Here is a 21,344-nt window from a genome sequence, read left to right on the forward strand (position 1 = left end):
ATGCACGTTTCCTATCACGCCTGGGAGAGCCGGCACCTTGGCCGCGCCATGGAATACAAGGTCTATGGCGATCGTGGCCGCCCCGTCGTGGTTTTCCCGACATCGAACGGCCGGTTTTACCAGTACGAAGATTCGGGCATGATCGAGGAACTGCAGGGCTTCATCGAAAGCGGACAGGTGCAGATCTTCACCGTTGACGGGATCGACTGGGAGACATTCTTCAGCAAGGACGGTGATTTCAACCACCGCATTGCACGCCACGAGGCCTATTTCCGCTATATAGGCGAGGAGTTCCTGCCGGAGGTTTTCCGGGCAAGCCGCGCGGCAAATGCGGGAACGGAAATCCGCCCGCTGCTGACGGGATGTTCGATGGGCGCGTTTCACGCCGCCAATTTCCTGTTCCGCTTTCCCTGGATGGGCGACGGCCTGATCGCGCTCAGCGGCGTCTATTCGACCAGGCACTTCTTCGGCCCTGCGCTTGACGGCGCCATCTACTTCAACTCACCGATCGATTATCTCCCTGGCATCGAGGATGAACACCTGCTGCGCGACATCCGCCGGCTGCGCCTGATCGTCAGTTGCGGGCAAGGGGCCTGGGAAGACGAAATGCTGGGGGAAACCCGGGCGCTGGAGGGCGTGCTCCGCCACAAATCCATCCCCGCCCTCATCGATTATTGGGGCGATGATGTCAGCCATGACTGGCCGTGGTGGCGCAAGCAGATGTCCTATTTCCTCGGCAAATGGCTGGCCGCCTGACGGTTCGTTCGTACATCCCTAGCCCCGTCCACGGCTCGCCGGATTAGCCAACACGCTCGATATCGGCCGCAGCACCCGTATCATGCAGCCATTGGCGCGCCGCAGCGGTGGCGGCATAGGCCTGCAGCACGATCTCGGGCACCTGGTCTATATCGGGAAGACTGCCGAGCCCGAGCGGCCCCATCACGAACAGCCCCTCGAACGTCTCCGGCCCTGTGACGGCCCGGCCGCACCGATCGACGAGAATGCCGAGTTCCAGTTCATCGCGTTTTGCAAGACCCGCAGAAATCACCGACCGGAACAGCGGCGCGTCGATATCGATCGGCCGGATGCGGCAATCGACCGTCCGGTCTGCCGCAAGCACCTGCAGCCCCGCGGATGTCGAGAGCAATATTCCATTGGTGGCGATCCGCTCCACCTTGCCCTTCGTCATGGTGATGGCGCCGCTGGCGATGGCCTGATGCAGGCGCTGGTAATGCGCCGGTGGCAGGCGGTTGCGATGGCTGTCATAGATCGGCTTCACATGGCGCTTGAACCGGCGGCGCTCCTCGGCGGTCAGCCCCTTCCAAAGCTCGCCCGCGCGCAGGCGAAACCCGTTCATGATGCCCTGCCAACCGGAGCCTTCCAGATCGGCCGTGTTTGCCGCCTCGCGCAGGGAGCGGAATGCGCCGCGCAGCGTGCTGGGCAACGGCTGGTTGGATGCGACCGGGCCGACGGCCGCGTTGGTGTGCGATTGCGGCAGGAAACCCGAGGCGGAGATCAAGGTGATATGCGATGCGGCGTTCGAGGACAGCAGCTTCAGCGCCCGATCGACCGCATAGACACCGCCGCCGATGACGATCACGTTTTGTGGCTGCCCGACGGCCGGTGCCTCCTCGGCGCTTTCACTGACGCCATAACCGCTGGCTAAAAATACCGCGTCGAAATGCGTTTGCTGACCCTCGTCGGAAACGACCAGAAGCCCGCCATGCGAGGCGCGGTGCACGGTACTGACCGCCTCCGGCTGGATACGGACGACGACATCGGTGCGGTCCCGAAGCGCTTCGGAAAACCGCTGATAGACATAGGCGCTGAACGTCTCGCCCGACACGAAGGAATGATCGACGCCCTCGCGGCTCGCCTCCTGCCGCCATTCTTCATCGGCTTCAAGCCAATGCCTGAAATCCATGCGGATGGTGGGATCGACCGAAAGATCGCGGACGCGGCTGTTGAGCACCGTCTTGGCCGAACGGCTGACGCCCTCCCCGCCGTTGATCCTGGGATTTGGGTCAAACATCACCAGATGGAACGGCCGGTTAAAGCCCTTGAGCAACGCAATGGCGTTCATGATTCCGGTAAATCCACGGCCAATGATGGCGATACGGGCAAGAGAGCCGGTAGCATTCGAAGACTTGGGGAACGGCGCAGTCTGCAATGTCATGGGTCGCTTCCTTCCTGCATGTCATCCGGCCTTATCCAGCCACTGAGCGCCCGCCCGCCACCATCGGATCGGCGACCGCTTCATACTCTACAAAAAGAATAGAAAATAGATTCCCGAATGCAAGCGCTTGTTTGCCGGATGCCCATAATTCATCAACTGTCTCAACCTTCCCCCCAAAAAACGGTAGGGTAGGAAGCCTGCACCTCGGCCAATCAGGAGGCCGGTGCCTTTTCCCGGAAGGAGTGGATCGCTTCGATATGTTCCGGGCCGATGCCACAGCAACCACCGACAACGGAGGCGCCATCCGCAAGCCAGCGTTCGATCCATTTCAGGTAGTTTTCGGGACCGAGATCGGCGCGGATTTCCGATATGCCGGCATAGGGCGTGTCTGAAGGTGGTTCCGGCGCGAAAGCATTCGCATAGACCCCGATGGTCACCGGTGCTGAGGTTTCGTCAACAACCCTGCGCGCAGCCCGGACGGCCTGGCTCATCACTTCCGGTTGGCTGCAGTTGAAGAACACGCCGCTTGCCCCGGCCGCAAGTGTCCGGCGCACCGCATCTTCGGCCTGTTCGCCCGAACGCAATTCAGGCGGCCCTTCCCGGCCATTTTCGTCCTTTAGCGTATAGGAAACGTGGACCGGCTTCCCGTCGCCAATAACGGCAGCCAGCGATGTCAGCGCCTCTACGGTCGAACTCTGGGTTTCGATCAGCCACAGATCGACATGGGGCCGCAGGCCTTCGACGAGGTTTTTTAGGATGCGTGGCGCTTCCCCAGCCTGGAACCGCTCGGGCCGGTAGCTTTCGAACAGAGGTGGTAGCGAGCCGGCGACCAGCACACGGCGGCCGGCACGATCGGCAACCGCACGTGCGAGGCGTCCCGCCCGGTCCGCCAGCGCCTGGCCATCCGCCTTGAAACGATCGTCGCCCAACATATGCGGCACAAGCCCGTAGGAGTTGGTGGTGATGATGTCGGTTCCACTTTCCACATAGGCCTGATGGGCGCGCGTGACATAGTCGGGCGCTTCAATCAGGGACAGGGCCGACCATTCCGGCAGGCGGAAGGGTGCGCCGAGCCTTTCGAGCAGGCGTCCCATACCGCCGTCGAGAATGGTGAATGCTGGTTCGCTCGTCATGATAATCCTCCCTGCCGGTCTGCGGCGAAGCCGCGGCCGAAACGCCTTTCTAGGCGGTTTTGTATAAGTTCGAGCCCGATCGACAAGAGCCAATAGATTGCTGCCGCCGTCAGCAGCATTTCCATATAATGATAGGTGGAGCGTCCATAGGACTGGGCGAGAAAATTCAATTCCCATAATCCCATGACCGAAACCAGGGACGAATCCTTCAACATCGAAATGAAATTGCTGCCAGCCGGCGGAATGATGATGCGCATGGCTTGAGGTGCGATGATCTTGAAGGCGATGACGCCACGCCCGAGCCCCAGCGCCTTTGCGGCCTCCGCCTGTCCGCGCGGCACAGACAATATCCCCGCCCGGATCGTCTCGGCAAGATAGGCGCCGTAATTCAGCGACAGTGCCAGAATGCCCGACGCGAAGCCTGAGAGCACGATCCCGAATTGCGGTAACGCGAGATAGATGATCAGCACCTGGACCAAAAGCGGCGTACCGCGAAAAAAGGATGCATAAAATGTCGTCAGTCCGAAGGACAACGCATTGGAGGATAACCGCCCCAGCGCCGTCAGCACCGCAACCACAAGAGACACGACCATGGAAATCATGGTGATTAGCAGTGTCAGTGCGACACCCTGGACAAAGCCATCCGGCGATAGGCGCAATCCCAGCATGAACGGAAGCTTCTGCCCGATCAGGCCGAAATCAAGACCGAGATTGTAAAAAAGACCCAGAAGCAGCGTCAGCAGCGCCAGCCAGACCAGCTGAACGCGCAGCCGGAAGCCCGCGGGCCCGGCCACGGAAAACCGCGACCGGACCGCAATCGGATGTTCAATTTTCGGCAGAGCGATATCAGAATGCATATTTGGTGATATCGACCTTGAACCACTTTTCAGAGATCTTGGCGAGTGTGCCGTCATCCTTCAATTCCGAGATGACCCGCTTGATCTCGGCATCCCATTCCGGATCACCCTTGTCGGTGACCACGGCATTGGGCTCTGCAAACAGCGTCTCGCCTGCGAGCTTCAGCTTGCCTGTGGCATTGATCTGACCTTGCGCCGTGCCCAAGGATGCGACGATGGCGTCGAGACGCACGCCGGCACCCAGAGCAAGGTTCTGGAAATTCACGGTTTCGTCGTTGGGCACGACCTGCACCTCGCCAAACGGAAACGGGATCGCGGCCTGACCGGGGATCGTAAACTTGCGGCTGATATAGGCCTCGTAGGACGAACCCGTGCCGACGCCGACCCGTTTGCCGGTGATATCCGCCACCGACTTGATCGCCTGCTCATCCTTGGCGACCACCAGAACGGCCGGAACACTGTAGTAATTCACGGGGAAATTGACGACCTTGGCCCGTTCCTCGGTCGGTGTCGAGGAGGTAATCGCCACATCCCAACGGCCAGCCCAGCGTCCGCCGATGATCGTTTCCCAACCGGGTGTTTCAAGCTTCAGCTTCACGCCGAGCTTATCGGCAAAAGCCTTGGCGACATCGACATCGAAGCCATCGAGTTCGTTCTTGTCGTTGATATAGGCAAAAGGCGGATAGTCGTTGACGAGAGCGTTCACGACTTCGCCCTTCTGCTTGACGCGGTCAAGCACCTCGCCCGCCAGTGCCGTCGTAGCAAATGCGGACAGTGCTGCAATAGCAGCGAAAGCGATCTTGATTGGTTTCGACATGAAGGCCTCCAGCGATGTCAGGATGAACGCACATTAGCGCAGCAGCAGCGGCCAAAGTAGATTATTAATTCTATAATTTTCATATATTTTAACATTGCGTGCGATTTGCGGGATGTTTCCGGATAAACTCATCTTGCCGCAGCTGCAATGCGCGGTCGACTGGGCAATCTTTGAAAGCTCAAACCATCGGGCCATTCACCGAGACACCAGCCGCTAGCCACAAGATATCTATCTGCAACCTGCAGCTCTTAGGCGCCGGGATTATCTTTCCGCATATATTCCATAAATTAAATAGGCATTTCTCGCTCCCAATTGGGAACTGGTTATTTTTGAGGGTAATTATCCCTCTCGGTTCGTTGAAATGTCCTTACGCAAAATCGTTCTCGGCACCATTCTCTATCCCAGCGGCCACCATGTCGCGGCGTGGCGGCATCCGGCTACGCAGGTGGATGCCAATATCGATGTCAACCATTACATTCGGGCAGCGCGCGATGCCGAAGCGGCGGGGTTCGAGATTGCCTTCATTTCCGATCGTCTCGGCGTGCCGAAAAGCCGGCCGGAGGCTTTGCGCCGTATCGACGAGTGGTCGCATGGTTTCGAGGCGCTGACGCTGGCAGCGGCGGTCGCAACGGCGACACGCACAATCGGGATCGTGGCCACGGCATCGACGACGTTCAACGAGCCTTACAATCTTGCCCGCCAGCTTGCTTCGCTCGACCTGATCAGCAATGGCCGTATCGGCTGGAATATCGTCACCTCGTCGCTGCAGCAGGAAAGCGGCAATTTCAATCCGGGGCCGGATTTCGACCATGCCGCGCGCTATGCCCGCGCCGATGAATTCGTCGATGCCGTCCTGTCTCTCTGGCAAAGCTGGAATCCGGACGGCTTCGTGCGTGACAAGGAGAGCGGCGTCTTCTTTGATGAGGGCACCGTTGAAAGCATTGATTTTGACGGCCAGTATTTCCGCAGCAAGGGGCCGCTCAACGTCATTCCGTCCAGGCAAGGCCGTCCGCTGCTTGTGCAGGCGGGCTCCTCGGATGCCGGCAAGGCGCTGGCTGCCAAGACCGCCGACGTCGTTTTCACGGCGCAAACGGATATCATTTCCGCGCGCGGCTTCTATCAGGACATCAAGAAGCGCCGCGCAGCCTCCGGGAAAAGCCCCGACGACGTGCTGATCCTGCCTGGTATTTTCCCTGTCATCGGCAGCACGCAATCCGAGGCCGAGGACAAGTATGCGCAGCTGCAAGATCTGATCCAGCCAGACGTCGCGCTATCCCTGCTCGAAACCTATCTCGGCGATGTCGATCTTTCAGGGATCGATATCGACGGCCCGCTGCCGGAGCTGCCGGTATCGAACTCCATTCGCAGCCGCCAGGCGCTGTTGCTGGATCTCGCCCGCAAGGAGGGGCTCTCCGTGGGCGCGCTGGCGCGGCGCATCGCCGGTGCCCGCGGCCACTGGCAGATCATCGGAACGGCTGAAGAGGTCGCCGGGCAGATCGAGGACTGGACCGCAAATGGTGCAGCGGATGGCTTCATGCTGCTGCCGCCGACCTTCCCGCAGGGGCAGGACGATTTCATCGCTGATGTCGTGCCGTTGCTGCGCCAGCGCGGCCTGCTCGGCGACGGTGATGAAACCGGCACGTTGCGCCAGCGGCTCGGCCTTCCCGATCTCCCCAGCCGCCATACTTCCCGCGCCAGAAACCGCGCCTGAAAATTCAAGCTTTCACTCCAACCCACACGGACATAACCATGAAATCCCCGATCAAAATACTTCTTTCGGCCTCGGCCGCTCTCGCCTTCCTCTGGCCAGCCCTTGCCCAGGCAAACCCGATCACCATCGCCGATCCCGGCTATGCGACGGCGCAGGGCACGGCCTATGTGGTGAAAGCCCTTCTCGAAGACCAGCTCGGCAAGGAAGTCGAGGCCGTCAAGGCCGCGTCCGTTCCGGTCATCTGGGAAGCGCTGAACCGCAATGCCGGCGAGATCGACATCTGGACGGATGTCTGGCTGCCCAACCAGAAGGCACTGGTCGAGCAATATGCCGGGGATACTGGCAAGGTGAAGCTCGCCGCCAAGTCCTATGCCGGCACGCAAGGCTATTGCACCACCAAGGTGACGGCGGAAAAGCACGATATCCGCTCCGTCTTCGATCTCTCGGACCCGGCCAAGGCCGCCGTCTTTTCCGCCGATGGCAAAGGCAAGGGCAAGATCTGGATCGGTGCAGCCGGCTGGCTATCGACGAATATCGAGACCGTTCGCGCCCGCGACTATGGCTTTGCGGATTTCTTCGAGCTGCAGACAACGGACGAAGCTGTTGCGACCGCAGACCTCGACGCTGCCGTGAAGGCAGGAACCGGCTGGGTGGGCTATTGCTACGGCCCGCATCAGAATTTTGCCCGCTACGAACTCCAGGTGCTCGAAGAGCCGGCCAATGACGCGGCAAACTGGACGTTTGTCGAGCCATCCGACCCGAACTGGTTGCAAAAATCTTCGATCAAGTCGGCCTACAAGGATGCCGAGATCCACATCGCCTATTCCAAATCGCTGGCAGACAGCGCGCCGGAAGTGGCGGCGATCCTTGAAAAGGTTACCTTCTCCACCGATGCCGTCAGCAAACTCGCCTACGCTATCGCTGTCGAAGGCAAGACACCGGATGCAGCCGCCAAGGAATGGCTCGCCGCCAATCCGGATGTCGTCGCCGGCTGGCTTGGGAACTGATCCATGATCGAGCTTGAGGATGTCTGGAAAGTGTTCGGAACGGATGAGCGGGCGGTTCTCAATGAGGCCCGCCGCCCCGCCCCGGACGAGGCCGTCCTCAAGCGCCTTCGCGCCGTCACCGGTGTCGGCGGCGCGAGCTTCAAGGTCGAAAAAGGCGAGCTCGTCTGTCTCATGGGCCTATCTGGCAGCGGAAAATCGACGCTGCTCCGGCTGATCAACCGGTTGCTGGAGCCGAGCGCCGGCCAGGTCCGTATCGACGGCGGCGATATCCTGTCGCTGGGGCGCAAGGCGCTTCGCGAATTGCGCTCCCAACGGATCGGCATGGTCTTTCAGTCCCACGCCCTTGTCGCGCATCTCTCCATCCGCGACAATGTCGCCCTGCCGCTGGAAATTCGCGGGCTTGCGCGCACCCAGCGCGAGGACCGCGCCGATGAGCTTCTGGCGCGGGTCGGGCTGGAAGGCTTGGGCGACCGGCGCGTCAGCGCCCTGTCCGGCGGCATGCAGCAGCGCGTCGGCCTGGCCCGCGCACTCGCGGCAGACCCGGATATTCTTCTGATGGACGAACCGTTCAGCGCGCTCGATCCGCTGATACGCTATGACCTGCAAACCCAGTTCATGGCGCTGTCGCGCGAACTCGGCAAGACCACGGTCTTCGTAACCCATGATGTCGACGAAGCCTTCCGCATCGCCGATCGCGTGGTGCTGATGCGGGGCGGACGCATCATTCAGGTGGGAACGGCGGACACACTGGTGAACGAACCGGCCGATGATTATGTCCGCCGCTTTGTCCGCAATGCCCGCCTGCCTGAAAGGCTCGACCAGCAGCCGTCCAAAACCAGGGCCTTCGCATGAGCGACCATACAGCCCGCGACGAGGCCATCGCACGCTTTGCCGGCGTCAACACCCCCTATTACCAGCGCGCCTTCCGCCAGATCGGCGAACGGCGTGGCTATGTGCCATCCTTCAATATCGCAGCGGCGCTGCTCGGTCCCATCTGGCTCGGCGGGCGGCGTCTGTGGTCGACATTCTGGCCTTTTCTGATCGCGGACCTGCTCGCGGTGGTGCTCATTGCCTTTGCGCTGGCGGGTGGCACCGGCACGGAGCAAAGCGCGCGGGCCGACCGGCTCGAAGCTCTTGCCGTGACGCGGCTGTCGGAGGCGCAGGTTGCAAACGATAAGGATCCCAACTCGTCCATCGCCAGGTCGTTGACGCGTTCGTCTGAGGCCCTGGAACAGGCCGCCAAAGATGTGCGTGCGGTGGCCGAAGACGCCAAGAACGGCGCCTCTCTGATCGCGATCCTCGGCTTTGGCCTCCTGGCTTTGGGGCGCATCATCACCGGTGGATTGGCCAATCATCTGGCCGAACGGCGGTTTCGCCGATGGCGGCTGGAGGGCGGCGCCGCCAAGGGTGGGTTCAGCCTGCTTCATGCTGGCGCCGCCGCCATCCTGCTTGCGATCTTCATTCCAATCGTCATCCTGCACTTCAAAGACGCCACGCTTTTTAGCGCCTTTCCCAGCGATCCCAGCTGGAATTCCGGTGTGGCGGCCTGGCTGGATGCCGTGATTGGCTCAATCAGCAGCGCGGTGGCGCCCGCTGCCGGCGTCTTGACGGCAACAATCAACGGCATGCTCAGCCTGCTGGAAGGCGTTCTGACCAAGACGCCCTGGCCGGTGGTGATGATCCTGATCGTTGCGATTGCCTGGCAGCTCGCCGGTTTTCGGGTCTTCCTGTTAACGTCGGTCGCAGTCAGCTATCTCGCGATCCTCGGCTACTGGGAAAAAAGCATGCAGACCGTCGCGCTGCTGGGCACGGCGGCGTTGATTTCCATTGCCATCGGCATCCCGCTCGGCATCCTCTGCGGCTATAACCGGAAGGTCGCCGCCATCGTTCGCCCGCTGCTCGATTTCATGCAGACCATGCCGGCTTTCGTGTACCTGATCCCGGTCATCGCCCTTTTCGGCATCGGCAAACCGTCCGGTATTATCGCGACCGTGATCTTCGGCATCCCGCCCGTGGTCCGCCTGACGGCGCTCGGCATTGCCTCCGTGCCGCCGTCGGTGCGTGAGGCTGCCATTGCCTTTGGCGCGTCGCGCACCTTCATCCTCTTCAGGGTGGATTTGCCGACGGCGGCCCCGTCGATCATGGCCGGTGTCAGCCAGACCATCCTCATGTGCCTCTCCATGGTGGTGATCGCTGCGCTTATCGGCGCCAAGGGGCTTGGCGAGGACGTGCTGCACGCCTTGCAATATGCGGCCCAGGGCCAAGGCCTGCTCGCCGGCGTCGCCATCCTTCTCTGCGCAATCGTTCTCGACCGCGTCGTGCAGGGACGGCGGGCCGATGCCGGGCGTTGAGCCGGCCATCCATTCCACAGGATCTGTGGGTTAGGGACTTTCCCAGCAGGTCTGCATCGATCTGCGGCTTGAAGCCTGCCTGAAAAGATCGCAGTACAGAGAGATATCGGACCAGAAGCCGGGAAGCCTATGAGTACCCAAGAGACGCGGCCTGTTCAGGCCAATCCGCTGATCTTTGCGATTGCGCTGGGGACCGGTGGCCTTTTGAGCCTGATGGTGCATTTGAACGGCGAGCTTGCCCGCGCCGGAACGCCGCTTTTTGCCTCCTGGGCCGCGCATGGGACCGGAACCGTTGCGGCCCTTGTTCTTCTTGCCCTGTTTTACCGGTTTGCAGGCAAAACCGGGAGGAAAGCCCCGGCGCCCTTCTGGGCTTATCTGGGTGGCATATCCGGAGCTGCGACGGTTATTCTGTCCTCGTTTGCCGTCAACTCCCCGGTCGGTCTTCCCGGCACCATGGCGCTCGGTCTTGCCGGGCAGCTGGCCTTCAGCGCCTCTGCGGATACATGGGGGTTGTTCGGCTTGCAAAAACGCAGCCTGACCGCGCGGGATTTCGCGGCGCTCGCGCTTGTGCTCACGGGCAGCACCCTCATCATTCTTTCGGGTTCACAATGACAATATTCGTGCTTTGCGCCTGTCTGGCCGGAATTCTGGTGTCCCTCAGCCGTCAGCTCAACGGCCGCCTGAGCTTTGCAACGTCGCCGCTGATTGCGTCCTTCTGGAACCACCTGGTCGGCTTCGGGCTGCTGACGGCCGTCGGGCTTGCCATCGGCGGGCTTATCCCCGCCGGTGCATTGGACGCCGCCTGGTACGCCTATCTCGGCGGCCCTGTGGGCGTTGTCTTCGTTGCCGCCGGCAGCTGGGTGATCACCCGGATCGGCGCCATGAATACCGCGCTCATGATCATCGGTGGGCAGATGACCGGCAGCGTGGCGATCAACCTCCTGAAATCGGCGGAATCGACGTTCTGGATGGCAAGCCTCGGCGTCGTGCTGATCATCGCTGGCATGATCGTCTCGCAACGCCGGACCCGGGATTGACGAGCGGCAACGCATCCTCAGTCCACTGCATCGAACTGTCTAGCCTTCGCGCTGCTCCGGCGGCAGCAGATCCGCATGATGGGCGCGGGCGACGTCGGGATGGGAGCGCAGGCGGCTTTTCAGGTGGTTTTGCCCGACTTCGCGGAAGATCGGGTTGAGGGGATCGACGGTGATGCCACGCTCCGATCCACGCAGGTCTTCCGGCAAATCGATGACCGGGATGGTGGCATCGTAACGGGCGCCGAGGAAGAAGGCGACCGAGAAACGCTCGGTACCGGCCGGAGGGGCAACCACATCATGGACGTCGGCCCGCACGAACCCGTTTGTGGCCAGCTCAAGCAGCTCGCCGGTATTGATGATGAACGTGCCGGGGACAGGCGGCGCCTCGATCCATACGCCATCCTCGGTTCGAACCCGGAGCCCTGGCGTTACATCCTGCAGCAGGACCGTAACGAAACCACCATCCTTGTGCGCGCCAACCCCCTGATCGGTCTCCGCCACGTCGCGGCCGGGATAGCGGATGATTTTCAAAAGCTGCGATGGCTGTGGCTCGTAGATCGGCGCGAAGACATCCGCCGGCTGGCCAAGTGCGATCGCTATGGCCTTCAGAACATCGATACCGATGCGCGTGACCTCCGCCTGATAGGCAAGCAGCAACGGCTTCAATTCGGGAAGGGCTGTGGGCCACTGGTTCGGGCCTAAAAGGCGATGCCAGGCCGGTGTTTCCGGGCCGATGACCACGGCCTTGCCCTCGGTATTGACGTCGAGCTGCTCGCGCCAATCCTGTTCTCCCCGGGTCCGCTCAAGCCCGGCCCGGTTGTAACCGCGAAAATGCGGCGACTTCACCATCTCGATCTCGATCTTCTGCTCCAATGGAAGCGCAAAGAAGCGCTTTGCCACCGCGACAACATCGGCGATCAGCTTGGGATCGACCCCATGCCCCGTGAGATAGAAGAAACCGTGGTCATGCAATGTCTGGCGCAGATCGCCGGTGAAGGCATCCCGCTCGGATTGCGAGCCGTGAAAACGGGAAAAATCGAGAGTGGGAAGCTGGGCCGGGTGGGCGGATAAGGACATCTGTCAGTCTCATCAGTTCGAGGAACGGATTTGAATGTCTATGATTTTTATAGAATATTCAATACCGCCCGATGGCGCGATCAAAACCTTCTTTTTTAAACACTGATTGCAGGCGATTGCGACGTACACGATCCCGCACTTTGCGTCTCTCACCCTTCCACACGGGTATAATTGTTTCCCGAATACGGCATCTATGAAACGAAATTACTCTACAAAGTTTGTGGACACCATCAAACTGGCGGCACGCAATCGATACTTGGACGGATCAAAGATGTGAAGGCAGCTACCCCCGCCGCGCTTGTATTGCCCCTGTCCCGGCGACGCGAACGGTCTGTGTTCCCAAGCTCACCGCTGGATCGTAAGCCGGGCCGGAACTCCCATGAAAGCTTCGCCTCCTCAGCCTTGTGCTCCAAGCACAGACTTTCATTCGAAAGATAAGGTCCATGCCAACCCGCCAGCTTCATCTCGGTGCTTTCATGCGGCCGGTCAGTCTTCATACAGCGGCCTGGCGCTATCCCGGCGCCTATCCGGACGCAAACTTCAATTTCCGGCATCTGAAGACCTTTGCCGAAACGGTTGAACGGGCCAAGTTCGACGCCTTTTTCATGGCCGATCACCTGGCCGTGCTCAATATGCCCATCGAGGCGCTGTGGCGCAGCCATACGGTTACGTCTTTCGAACCCTTCACCCTGCTATCGGCCTTGGCGACCGCAACCAGCCGCCTCGGGCTCGTGGCGACGGCCTCCACCACGTTCGACGAGCCCTATCATATCGCGCGCCGCTTTGCTTCGCTCGACCATATCAGCGAGGGCCGCGCCGGCTGGAACATCGTCACGACGTCAAACCCGGATGCCGCCTTGAATTTCGGGCTGGAAGACCATGTCGATCATGCGGAACGCTACCGCCGCGCCCGCGAATTCTACGATGTCGTCACCGGCCTGTGGGACAGTTTTGCCGATGACGCCTTCATCCGCGATGCGGCTTCCGGTCTTTATTTCGACCCCGCAAAACTGCATGTCCTCGATCACAAGGGCGATTATCTGTCAGTGCGGGGTCCGCTCAACATCGCGCGGCCGCCGCAGGGGTGGCCCGTCATCGTCCAGGCCGGAGCATCCGAGCCGGGGCGCCAGCTGGCGGCCGAGACGGCGGAGGTGATCTTCGGCTCATCTCCGGATCTCGAATCCGGCAAGAGTTTCTATGCCGATGTCAAAAGCCGCATGGAAAAGATCGGGCGCAACCGCGATCATCTGAAAGTGCTGCCGGGCGCCTTCGTTGTCGTCGGCGATACCGTTGACGAGGCCAAGGCGAAACGCGCCCATCTCGACAGTCTGGTCTATTACGAGAGCGCCATCGCTTCGCTGTCCATAGCGCTCGGGCATGATGCATCCGGGTTCGATCCCGACGCCCCTCTGCCGCGCGATATTCCCGATACCAATGCCAGCAAGACCGGACGCGCGCAGGTTCTGCGGCTGGCGGAGCAAGAAGGCCTGACGGTGCGGCAGCTCGCGCAGCGCTACGGCGGCTATTCGGGCCTGTCCTTCGTCGGCACGCCCGCCACGATCGCTGACGAAATGGAGACCTGGCTTTTCGAATATGGCTCGGATGGCTTCAACATCGCGTTCCCGTTCCTTCCACAGGGACTGACCGACGTCGCCGAAAAGCTGGTGCCGGAACTGCAGCGGCGTGGCCTGTTCAGACGCGACTATGAGGGCACGACGTTGCGCGACCATCTCGGACTGCCCCGGCCGGCAAACCGTTTTTTCGATGAGAGCAATGCCGCGCAGCGCAGGACTTAAGTTTCCGCCAACCAACCGATCGGATAGGCGCACGCGCCCTCAGGGAAGGACCTTTTACAGATGGCCAAGCAGCCAACCAATCTGACGGTGCTGAAGACCGATACTGCGCCCTGGCCGGCCGTCCACCGGTTGTGGGAGGCCCTCTGCGAGGAAGCAACGGCAGCGGCAAAGAAGGATCCGGCGCTGGTGCGGCCGATGAACTCGGCCATTCTTTATCATTCCAGCTTTGCCTATGCATTGGCCCACCGCCTGGCGCTCAAGCTTGCCAATCACGACCTCGACCAGGAAGAGCTGCTGGCGTTGATCAATCAGTCTTTCCTGTCCGATCCGGAACTGCTGAACGCGGCTGCCGCTGATCTCGAGGCCGTGAAGGATCGCGATCCCAGCAATACCGAGATCCTGACGCCGTTTCTCTATTTCAAGGGATTTCTGGCTTTGCAGGCGCATCGCGTCGCCCACGGGCTTTGGCTGGGAGACCGGCCGCATCTCGCCCGCCATATGCAAAGCCGCATCTCGGAAGTTTTTGGCATCGATATTCATCCCGCCGCCAGGATGGGCAAGGGCATCATGCTCGACCACGGGAACGGCCTGGTGATTGGCGAAACGGCGGTGGTCGAGGACGATGTTTCCATCCTCCAGAACGTGACGCTGGGCGGAACAGGCAAGGAAACCGGAGACCGCCACCCGAAGATCCGGCGCGGCGCGCTGATCGGGGCTGGTGCCAATATCCTTGGCAATATCGAGATCGGCATCGGCGCCAAGGTCGGAGCCGGCAGCGTCGTCGTCTCCCCGGTCCTGCCCTATACGTCCGTCGTCGGCGTGCCCGCCCGCCCGATCGGGCACCGTCACTCGGTACTCCCCGGCGTTACGATGGATCAGGCCCTGCCGGAACCGGAATACATCATCTGAGCGGGCGAACGCGGCGAGATGCGGACACGGCTCAGGGGTAATCAGCCCTTTAGATGCGCCGAGATCAACGACGCCACGTCGCGTGCCTGCACACGGATATCTGGAACCGCCGTGATCTCCCAGAACCGTCCGGCCGTCAGCGCTCCCACTGCATAAAGCCCAACCTGTACATTGCCGTTGCAATCGACGACCTGCGATTTTCCGTCAACGTTGATACCAAGTCCCAATTCGTCTGCGGCGATAAGACCGTCCCTGCGCATCTGCCGAAGCAGCGGCGAATGGGCGATCCCTGCCCGTTCCATGCCGGTGCAGTTGACCACCCAGTCGGCTTCGATCCGACTTATTCCTTTTCCGCCGCGCGGCTGAAAGGAGAGATGCAGACGGTTTTCGGTCTCCGTGACAGTCCGCAGACAGCCTTTGTGGACGGTCACGGTGCCATCGCCAATGAGCGCCTCAAGCTGGCTGGCGACATCCGGCGCCAGGCGATGGCGATGGATGTTCCACCAGGCAAGAGCGTGGCGCAGAAAGCGGCTTCGCTGTGCCTTCGACAGGTCCTGCCAGAGGCCCTGCGTCATAGGGCGCAATCCATCCATGACGCCGCGCCATGGCGCGCCCGCCCGGACCTGTCTGCGCAGCGCACGCAGAAGGAGGCTGATATCGCGCGCGTCAGGAAGTTCAGGCACTACCGGCGAAACCTTCCCGGCCGCATGGGCGTGCGAAACACGCCCGCGGCGCGACAGGACATGGATCGGGCCGCGATGCCCGTGCGCCCGAAGCGCCAGCACCTGATCGACCATGGTGAGGCCCGACCCTAAAATGCACACCGTCTGGGAGGGCTCGACATGCGACAGCCAGCCGAGCCGCCAGGGGTTGGCAACGATACGCTCCCGCGCCGACCCTTTCACGCCGGACAGATCGGCCGGCACGTCGGCATTGCCAACGCCAAGGCACAGCACGACATTGCTGGCCTGAAGGATCGACCCATTGTCCAGCTGGAAGACAACCCTGCCCGGACTGCACTGGTCGCAGGCCGTGGCCTTTGCCTTGATGAAATGCAAAGCCGGCCGGTTGTCGCGATTGCGCAGAAGCGATGCGAGCCGGTCGCGGAGATAGCGGCCGAAATCATCGCGGGATGCAAAGCCGTCCTGCGGCACGCCGCGCTTCTGGTCGCGCAGCCAGTCGACGAAATTATCGGGCGCGTCGGCGAATATGCTCATGCGGCCGGCCGGAACATTGAGACGATGGACGTGGAGTTCAGTCCGGTAGGCCGTGCCCCGTCCAAATCCCGGATCATCGCCAACGACGGCGATCGATGCCGAAGGCGGCAGGAGCCGCAACAGATTGGCGGTTTCGGCAATCGCCGAAAACCCGGACCCAACGACTGCGACGTCATACACCATATCATGTCCTCGCCTGCCCGCCACAGGAGTTTTGCTCCAACGCGGCAGTCTCTGCAACCGTAGCATATAGTGGGCGGTGGCGGATTCGTGAGGGGATTCCTGGGAAACTCGCGCAATTTTCAGCGCTGCGCGGTGCACAGGCGGGCTATGGGCTAGCCTTGTCCCACCAGTCCAGCACGCGAAGCGCCTGCAGGGTAATCCAGCGCGACGGCTGGCCATCGCCGTCACCGATCTCGAACCAGACCCGTCCGCGCGGGGACCAATCCTGCACCCAGCGGCCGTCGGGCAATTGCCGGCTTCGCACATAGCCGATGGCTTCGGCAAGACGTGGGTCCGGGCTTGTCCCGTCAAATGCCGAGGCATCCCGGAAATAATTAAGCGCACGCAGGACGTCGTAGCGCCAGCGATTGGGATAGGACAGCTTCAAAAACGCTTCGTCCGCCACCTCGCCCGTGCTCAGGCGGCGAAACAGGTTGCGGCGCAGCAGATAATCCTCGCCGCTGCGGCGTGCGTCTTGTGTTTGCGGGGTTGCGCCACCATGCCGCTCATATTCCAATAGTCCTTCGAGAACGTTGATCGTCGTATGGAAGGAGGAAACCTCGGACCCATTGGCCCGCTCGCAGTTCCAGCCGCCGTCTTCCTGACGTTCGCCAAGGAGCCGCTCGACGATGGGGGATACATCGACCCCGAAGTAGGCACCATCGGCGACCGTGCGGCCATTGATGCATTCTTCGACCTCGCCGTCCCAGTAGCGTTGGCCGGCATGATCCCAGCGCGAATTGTCCCCGATCAACCGGACGGTGCGCCGCGCGCAGGCGCATTCCGGGGGAAGGCCGAACTGGCGCAATTGGGCAAGCGTCCAGCAGGTGGATGTCCAGGCCTGCCCCTCCTCGCGCCATTTCTGCTCGGTAAAATCCGCAGGCACGAATGCACCACCTGCCCATTGCCCGTCCTCATCCTGGACGGAAAACAGCTTTGCGCCCCAACCTTCAGCCTCGATCTTCGCCCGTTCCTTTTGCCACTCGGCTTCAGGAGCGTTCAGAAGATCCCGCATCACCTGCCAGCGAATGGCGGGGTCGGAATCCAGCAGCCATTCGGTCACGCCGTTGCGCACGTCAGTCTCCAGCAACCATGATCAGTTCACTGCCTAAATTAGTCGATTACGTGCGCCTGTGAAGCGTCAAGTGCATCTGCCCGCCTCGGCAAGGCCCTTTTCCGCGCCAGAATTACGCCGCAACGAAGACATGCGCACTGGCGGGATCGAAGCCGAGCGTGACCGCATCGCCTCGGCTGATGCGGGAAGCGGCCTCGTGGCCGAACGGCAGGCGCACGGAGAGCGCTTCGCCGGTCTCTGCAGCAGCGGCTATATGGATGTTGCTGCCAAGGAAGGTGATATCGGTGACGGTGGCGGCGAGATTGGCGCCACCCAAACCACCTTGTCCGCGCGTCAGGGAAAGGCGTTCCGGCCGCAGCATCAGCGCCGCAGCTCCCCCAGCCTTGCCCGGCCCATGCATCGGCACGCCTTGGATGGCGCTGGAGCCGATGGCAATATCGGCGCGCCCACCCGCTGCCTCAAGAATCCGGCATTTGACGAAATCGCTGTCGCCGACAAATTCGGCAACGAACCGTGTGGCCGGATTTGCATAGAGTTCCGGCCCCGTTCCAATCTGATCAATGACGCCCTTGGAGAAAACCGCGATCCGGTCGGAGAGCCTGAGTGCCTCCTCCTGGTCGTGCGTGACATAGAGGATGGTGACTTCGGTTTCCTGGTGAATGCGGCGGATCTCGTGCTGGATCTCCTCGCGCAGCTTCTTGTCCAGCGCCGACAAAGGCTCGTCCATCAAAAGCACCGGCGGATCGTAGGCCAGCGCCCTGGCAAGCGCCACGCGTTGCTGCTGACCACCCGACATTTGTGCGGGCTTGCGATCCTCGAACCCTTCCAGCCGCACGAGCTTCAGCATTCTTGCGACCTTCGCATCGATTTCCGCCTTGCCGAGCCGGCGGACCTTCAGCGGAAAGGCGATATTTTCACCGACCGACAGATGCGGAAACAGCGTGTAGCGCTGGAAGACCATGCCGATATTGCGCTTGTGCGAGGGGGTCGAGATCAGGCTTTGACCGTCGAGCAGGATATCCCCGGCCGTCGGGTTTTCGAAGCCTGCAAGAATGTAGAGCGTCGTGCTCTTGCCGGACCCGGACGGTCCAAGGAATGTCATGAACTCGCCGCGCTCGACAGTCAGATTGACCTCCTGAACGGCGGTGACGATGCCATAGTCCTTTCGCAAGGCCTGGATCTGCAGGAAGGGTTGGCTCATGATTTCAGTCCTTTGCGCAGCAATGCGACCAGCAGCATCAGGGCGATGGTGACGACGATGAGAAGGGTGGAGGCAGCGGCGATAACAGGCGTCAGGTCCTGGCGCAGCGTCGCCCAGATCTTGACCGGCAGCGTCTGCAGCGTCGGGCTGGCCATGAAGATGGCCAGGACAACCTCGTCCCAGGAAGTCAGAAACGAAAAGACCGCCGCCGAAAAAAGTCCGTGGCTGATCGACGGCAAGGTGACGCGGATTTTGGCTTCGAGCGGCGAGGCGCCACACAGCACCGCCGCATCCTCGATCGATTTGTCGAACCCTTCCAGCGCATTGGTGACCGACAGGATCGAAAATGGCAGCGCCACGACCAGATGGGCGATGACGAAGCCGGTCATCGTGCCGTTCAGCCCGACGCGCAAAAAGAAGGCGTAGAGCGCCACGGCCAGCACCACCACCGGCAGGATCATCGGCGTCAAAAACAGCGCGCGAAGACCCTCCTTGCCGATGAAGCGGCCGCGCACCAGTCCGAAGGAGGCGACAAGGCCGATCAGGACCGACAGTATGGTGACGATAACCGCGATGTAAAAGCTGGTGCCGGCGGCCTCCAGCCAGCGCGGATCGGCAAAGAACATCGCGTACCATTTCAGCGTCCAGCCGGGCGGCGGGAAGATCAGCCATTGCGACGAGCCGAACGACAGGGCCGCGATGAAGAAGATCGGCAGGATGAGAAAGGCTGATGTCAGCGCCGTGATGCCAAGAAGCACCCATTTCCAGCCGCCGAGACGATCGAAATTCAACAGCATCTCAGCGTCCCTCCATCCGGGCCGTGCCGAACAGCCGGAGTTGCACGGCATAGAGCGTCAGCGTGACGACCAGGAGAACCAGTGCCGCCGCGCCGCCCATGCCCCAGTTCACCAGCGACTGCACGAACTGCGCGATCAGCTCGGCGAGCATCATGTTGGCGGTGCCACCAAGCAGCGACGGCGTGACGAAATAGCCGAGCGACATCACGAACACCATCAAGGCGCCGGACACCATGCCGGGCGTGGCAAGCGGAATGAGAACGCGGGTCAGGGCCTGCCAGCGCGTCGCGCCGCACAGGGCTGCGGCCTGGAGGATGGCGGGGTCGATCTTGCGGATGACGCCGTAGAGCGGCAGGATGATGAAGGGCAGCATGATATAGGTCATACCGATCGTCACGCCGGTCAGGTTGTTGACAAGCGGCAACGGTTCGCTGATCAATCCCATTCCCATCAAAGCCTTGTTGATCACGCCGGTGCGCTGCAACAGCACCATCCACGCATAGGTCCGCGTCAGCAGATTGGTCCACATCGACAAAAGCAGGATTGCAAAGACGATCGACGACAGGCGCGACGGCATGATGGCCAGCGCCCAGGCGACGGGAAAACCGATCGCCAGCGTCACCGCCGTGACCAGCGCCGACACGACGAACGTGTTGAGGAAGATCTTCAGATAGGTCGTGGAACCGAGCAGAGCCGCGTAGTTGCCAAGCCCCGGCTCCGGTTCCAGCACGCTGCGCAGCAACAGCGACAGCACCGGCAGAATGAAAAAGACCACCAGCAACAACAGCGCCGGCAGGGTCAGGGCAAAGTTCATAGGCCGCAGACCCCGTGGCTTTGCCGCCAATGGTGGATTGTCTTGCGCAGTCAGCAAGGCCATGCCGAAAACCCTTCCGCCGTTCCGTTGAGACATGCGGGCACGGCGATGCCGTACCCGCGACGATGTTATTTTGCCTGCCAGGCGTACCAGCGCTCGCCGATCGCATCGCGATTTTCGGCCCAGTAGTTCATGTCGGCATTGACCTGTCCTGCCGTCTGCTGGTCGGGCAGGGTCTTGGCGACTTCCGGATCCATCAGCTTGGGCGAATCCAGATTGACGGGCGCGTAACCGGTGCCTTTTGCCATGTCAGCCTGTGCTTGCGCAGAGGTCGCCAGCGCGATGAATTTCATCGCCGCATCCTTGTTCTTGGCGCCTTTGGGAACCACGAGGGCGTCGGCCGCCGTGATGTTCTGGTCCCAGGACGTTTCAACGGTCACACCGGTCGCAGCCAGCGCCGTCAGACGGCCGTTCCAGAACGAGCCGAAAGGTGCCTCGGCAGATGCGAGAAGCTGTTGCGACTGCGCGCCACCCGTCCACCAGATGATATCGGCCTTGATCGTATCGAGCTTCTTGAAGGCGCGGTCGAGGTCGAGCGGATAGAGCTTATCCGGCGCCACGCCATCGGCAAGCAGTGCCGCCTCGACGACACCCGGAGCCGACCATTTGTAGAAGGCGCGCTTACCGGGGAATTTTGCGGTGTCGAACACATCGGCCCAGCTTTTCGGGCAAGCCGGGACAGCGTCCTTGTTGCAGCCGATCACGAAGGAATAATAGAAGCTGCCGACCGAGTAATCGGTGACGAAGCGCGGATCGAGCTTGCTTTTGTCGATGACGGAAAAATCGAGCTTTTCCAACAGCCCGGCCTTGCCAGCCTGGACGGCATAGTCACCTTCGACATCGACAACGTCCCAGGTCACGCCGGCCGCCTCGACCATGGCTTTGATCTTGCCGTAATCGGTGGGGCCGTCCTGCAGGACGGTGACGCCGGATGTTTCCGTGAACTTGTCGGCCCAGGCGGCCTTCTGCACGTCCTGCGTGGTGCCGCCCCAGCTGGTGAAGACCATGTCTTCGGCCCGCACCTGCGTGGAAAGGCTCAGTGTTGCAGCGATCGCCGCGATGATCAGTCTGTTTTTCATGTTCCCTT

Annotated in this window: 20 protein-coding genes; 9 read left to right on the top strand and 11 right to left on the bottom strand. The window is 61.4% G+C overall.

Annotated features, from left to right (window positions below):
* Nucleotides 1-756, top strand: a complete 756-nt coding sequence (locus ASD32_RS06955) for an esterase family protein (RefSeq protein WP_060637294.1) — start codon at nucleotides 1-3, stop codon at nucleotides 754-756.
* A gap of 43 nt (nucleotides 757-799) precedes the next feature.
* On the opposite strand, the gene ASD32_RS06960 is transcribed toward ASD32_RS06955, so the two are convergent.
* From ASD32_RS06960 to ASD32_RS06975, 4 genes are all read right to left on the bottom strand, one after another.
* Nucleotides 800-2,176: an FAD/NAD(P)-binding protein gene (locus ASD32_RS06960; RefSeq protein ID WP_060637295.1), complete on the bottom strand. Its 1,377-nt coding sequence runs from the start codon at nucleotides 2,174-2,176 to the stop codon at nucleotides 800-802.
* Between the two features lie 212 nt (nucleotides 2,177-2,388).
* Nucleotides 2,389-3,309: a homocysteine S-methyltransferase family protein gene (locus ASD32_RS06965; protein ID WP_060637296.1), complete on the bottom strand. Its 921-nt coding sequence runs from the start codon at nucleotides 3,307-3,309 to the stop codon at nucleotides 2,389-2,391.
* Complete coding sequence (locus ASD32_RS06970) at nucleotides 3,306-4,103, bottom strand: amino acid ABC transporter permease (RefSeq protein ID WP_200953579.1); 798 nt, start codon at nucleotides 4,101-4,103, stop codon at nucleotides 3,306-3,308. Before ASD32_RS06970 ends, ASD32_RS06965 begins: the two co-directional genes overlap by 4 nt.
* Before the next feature lie 52 nt (nucleotides 4,104-4,155).
* A complete protein-coding gene (locus ASD32_RS06975; protein WP_082546672.1) occupies nucleotides 4,156-4,983 on the bottom strand; it encodes a transporter substrate-binding domain-containing protein in 828 nt (275 codons plus the stop codon).
* Nucleotides 4,984-5,344: 361 nt separating this feature from the next.
* On the opposite strand from ASD32_RS06975, the gene ASD32_RS06980 reads away from it, so the two are divergent.
* From ASD32_RS06980 to ASD32_RS07005, 6 genes are all read left to right on the top strand, one after another.
* Nucleotides 5,345-6,694, top strand: a complete 1,350-nt coding sequence (locus tag ASD32_RS06980) for an LLM class flavin-dependent oxidoreductase (RefSeq protein WP_060637297.1) — start codon at nucleotides 5,345-5,347, stop codon at nucleotides 6,692-6,694.
* Nucleotides 6,695-6,732: 38 nt separating this feature from the next.
* Nucleotides 6,733-7,701 (top strand): glycine betaine ABC transporter substrate-binding protein, encoded by a 969-nt coding sequence (locus ASD32_RS06985; RefSeq protein ID WP_060637298.1) that lies wholly within the window; start codon nucleotides 6,733-6,735, stop codon nucleotides 7,699-7,701.
* Nucleotides 7,702-7,704: 3 nt separating this feature from the next.
* Entirely contained in the window at nucleotides 7,705-8,553 is an 849-nt protein-coding gene (locus ASD32_RS06990) for an ATP-binding cassette domain-containing protein (RefSeq protein WP_060637299.1), read from the top strand.
* A complete protein-coding gene (locus tag ASD32_RS06995) occupies nucleotides 8,550-10,052 on the top strand; it encodes an ABC transporter permease subunit (RefSeq protein WP_060637300.1) in 1,503 nt (500 codons plus the stop codon). The genes ASD32_RS06990 and ASD32_RS06995 overlap by 4 nt, the downstream gene beginning before the upstream one ends.
* Nucleotides 10,053-10,181: 129 nt before the next feature.
* A complete protein-coding gene (locus ASD32_RS07000; RefSeq protein ID WP_060637301.1) occupies nucleotides 10,182-10,664 on the top strand; it encodes a DMT family transporter in 483 nt (160 codons plus the stop codon).
* The gene (locus ASD32_RS07005) at nucleotides 10,661-11,089 is read left to right on the top strand and encodes a DMT family transporter (protein WP_060637302.1); all 429 of its coding nucleotides are present in this window, start codon (nucleotides 10,661-10,663) and stop codon (nucleotides 11,087-11,089) included. The genes ASD32_RS07000 and ASD32_RS07005 overlap by 4 nt, the downstream gene beginning before the upstream one ends.
* 39 nt (nucleotides 11,090-11,128) lie before the next feature.
* On the opposite strand, the gene ASD32_RS07010 is transcribed toward ASD32_RS07005, so the two are convergent.
* Complete coding sequence (locus ASD32_RS07010) at nucleotides 11,129-12,166, bottom strand: 2-oxoglutarate and iron-dependent oxygenase domain-containing protein (protein ID WP_060637303.1); 1,038 nt, start codon at nucleotides 12,164-12,166, stop codon at nucleotides 11,129-11,131.
* Nucleotides 12,167-12,609: 443 nt separating this feature from the next.
* Here ASD32_RS07010 and ASD32_RS07015 point away from each other — a divergent pair, with 443 nt between their 5' ends.
* Both ASD32_RS07015 and cysE read left to right on the top strand, forming a co-directional pair.
* Nucleotides 12,610-13,962: an LLM class flavin-dependent oxidoreductase gene (locus ASD32_RS07015; RefSeq protein ID WP_060637304.1), complete on the top strand. Its 1,353-nt coding sequence runs from the start codon at nucleotides 12,610-12,612 to the stop codon at nucleotides 13,960-13,962.
* A gap of 60 nt (nucleotides 13,963-14,022) precedes the next feature.
* Entirely contained in the window at nucleotides 14,023-14,871 is an 849-nt protein-coding gene (cysE, locus tag ASD32_RS07020) for a serine O-acetyltransferase (RefSeq protein WP_060637305.1), read from the top strand.
* Between the two features lie 41 nt (nucleotides 14,872-14,912).
* Here cysE and ASD32_RS07025 read toward each other — a convergent pair whose 3' ends face one another.
* The 6 genes from ASD32_RS07025 to ASD32_RS07050 all read right to left on the bottom strand — a co-directional run bounded on the left by ASD32_RS07025 (nucleotide 14,913) and on the right by ASD32_RS07050 (nucleotide 21,336).
* Nucleotides 14,913-16,271 carry an FAD/NAD(P)-binding protein gene (locus ASD32_RS07025; protein WP_060637306.1) on the bottom strand — a complete coding sequence of 453 codons (1,359 nt, stop codon included), beginning with the start codon at nucleotides 16,269-16,271 and terminating at the stop codon, nucleotides 14,913-14,915.
* Nucleotides 16,272-16,416: 145 nt separating this feature from the next.
* Nucleotides 16,417-17,400: a hypothetical protein gene (locus tag ASD32_RS07030; RefSeq protein WP_060637307.1), complete on the bottom strand. Its 984-nt coding sequence runs from the start codon at nucleotides 17,398-17,400 to the stop codon at nucleotides 16,417-16,419.
* 97 nt (nucleotides 17,401-17,497) lie between these two features.
* A complete protein-coding gene (locus ASD32_RS07035; protein WP_060637308.1) occupies nucleotides 17,498-18,586 on the bottom strand; it encodes an ABC transporter ATP-binding protein in 1,089 nt (362 codons plus the stop codon).
* Nucleotides 18,583-19,383, bottom strand: coding sequence for an ABC transporter permease (locus tag ASD32_RS07040; RefSeq protein WP_060637309.1), 801 nt, complete (start codon nucleotides 19,381-19,383; stop codon nucleotides 18,583-18,585). The genes ASD32_RS07035 and ASD32_RS07040 overlap by 4 nt, the downstream gene beginning before the upstream one ends.
* Nucleotide 19,384: 1 nt before the next feature.
* Nucleotides 19,385-20,197, bottom strand: coding sequence for an ABC transporter permease (locus ASD32_RS07045; protein WP_244490136.1), 813 nt, complete (start codon nucleotides 20,195-20,197; stop codon nucleotides 19,385-19,387).
* A 128-nt stretch (nucleotides 20,198-20,325) separates the two neighbouring features.
* Nucleotides 20,326-21,336 carry an ABC transporter substrate-binding protein gene (locus tag ASD32_RS07050; protein WP_060637311.1) on the bottom strand — a complete coding sequence of 337 codons (1,011 nt, stop codon included), beginning with the start codon at nucleotides 21,334-21,336 and terminating at the stop codon, nucleotides 20,326-20,328.
* Nucleotides 21,337-21,344 lie beyond the last annotated feature (8 nt).

It is taken from the genome of Rhizobium sp. Root483D2 (genome assembly GCF_001426685.1).
Classification (GTDB): Bacteria; Pseudomonadota; Alphaproteobacteria; order Rhizobiales; family Rhizobiaceae; genus Pararhizobium; species Pararhizobium qamdonense.

Excerpts from the sequence above, each read along its gene's own strand:
- ASD32_RS06955 (WP_060637294.1), top strand. The coding sequence starts at position 1 with ATGCACGTTTCCTATCACGCCTGGGAGAGCCGGCACCTTGGCCGCGCC.
- ASD32_RS06960 (WP_060637295.1), bottom strand. The coding sequence starts at position 2,176 with ATGACATTGCAGACTGCGCCGTTCCCCAAGTCTTCGAATGCTACCGGC.
- ASD32_RS06965 (WP_060637296.1), bottom strand. The coding sequence starts at position 3,309 with ATGACGAGCGAACCAGCATTCACCATTCTCGACGGCGGTATGGGACGC.
- ASD32_RS06975 (WP_082546672.1), bottom strand. The coding sequence starts at position 4,983 with ATGTCGAAACCAATCAAGATCGCTTTCGCTGCTATTGCAGCACTGTCC.
- ASD32_RS06980 (WP_060637297.1), top strand. The coding sequence starts at position 5,345 with ATGTCCTTACGCAAAATCGTTCTCGGCACCATTCTCTATCCCAGCGGC.
- ASD32_RS06985 (WP_060637298.1), top strand. The coding sequence starts at position 6,733 with ATGAAATCCCCGATCAAAATACTTCTTTCGGCCTCGGCCGCTCTCGCC.
- ASD32_RS06990 (WP_060637299.1), top strand. The coding sequence starts at position 7,705 with ATGATCGAGCTTGAGGATGTCTGGAAAGTGTTCGGAACGGATGAGCGG.
- ASD32_RS06995 (WP_060637300.1), top strand. The coding sequence starts at position 8,550 with ATGAGCGACCATACAGCCCGCGACGAGGCCATCGCACGCTTTGCCGGC.
- ASD32_RS07000 (WP_060637301.1), top strand. The coding sequence starts at position 10,182 with ATGAGTACCCAAGAGACGCGGCCTGTTCAGGCCAATCCGCTGATCTTT.
- ASD32_RS07005 (WP_060637302.1), top strand. The coding sequence starts at position 10,661 with ATGACAATATTCGTGCTTTGCGCCTGTCTGGCCGGAATTCTGGTGTCC.
- ASD32_RS07010 (WP_060637303.1), bottom strand. The coding sequence starts at position 12,166 with ATGTCCTTATCCGCCCACCCGGCCCAGCTTCCCACTCTCGATTTTTCC.
- ASD32_RS07015 (WP_060637304.1), top strand. The coding sequence starts at position 12,610 with ATGCCAACCCGCCAGCTTCATCTCGGTGCTTTCATGCGGCCGGTCAGT.
- cysE (WP_060637305.1), top strand. The coding sequence starts at position 14,023 with ATGGCCAAGCAGCCAACCAATCTGACGGTGCTGAAGACCGATACTGCG.
- ASD32_RS07025 (WP_060637306.1), bottom strand. The coding sequence starts at position 16,271 with ATGGTGTATGACGTCGCAGTCGTTGGGTCCGGGTTTTCGGCGATTGCC.
- ASD32_RS07035 (WP_060637308.1), bottom strand. The coding sequence starts at position 18,586 with ATGAGCCAACCCTTCCTGCAGATCCAGGCCTTGCGAAAGGACTATGGC.
- ASD32_RS07040 (WP_060637309.1), bottom strand. The coding sequence starts at position 19,383 with ATGCTGTTGAATTTCGATCGTCTCGGCGGCTGGAAATGGGTGCTTCTT.
- ASD32_RS07045 (WP_244490136.1), bottom strand. The coding sequence starts at position 20,197 with ATGAACTTTGCCCTGACCCTGCCGGCGCTGTTGTTGCTGGTGGTCTTT.
- ASD32_RS07050 (WP_060637311.1), bottom strand. The coding sequence starts at position 21,336 with ATGAAAAACAGACTGATCATCGCGGCGATCGCTGCAACACTGAGCCTT.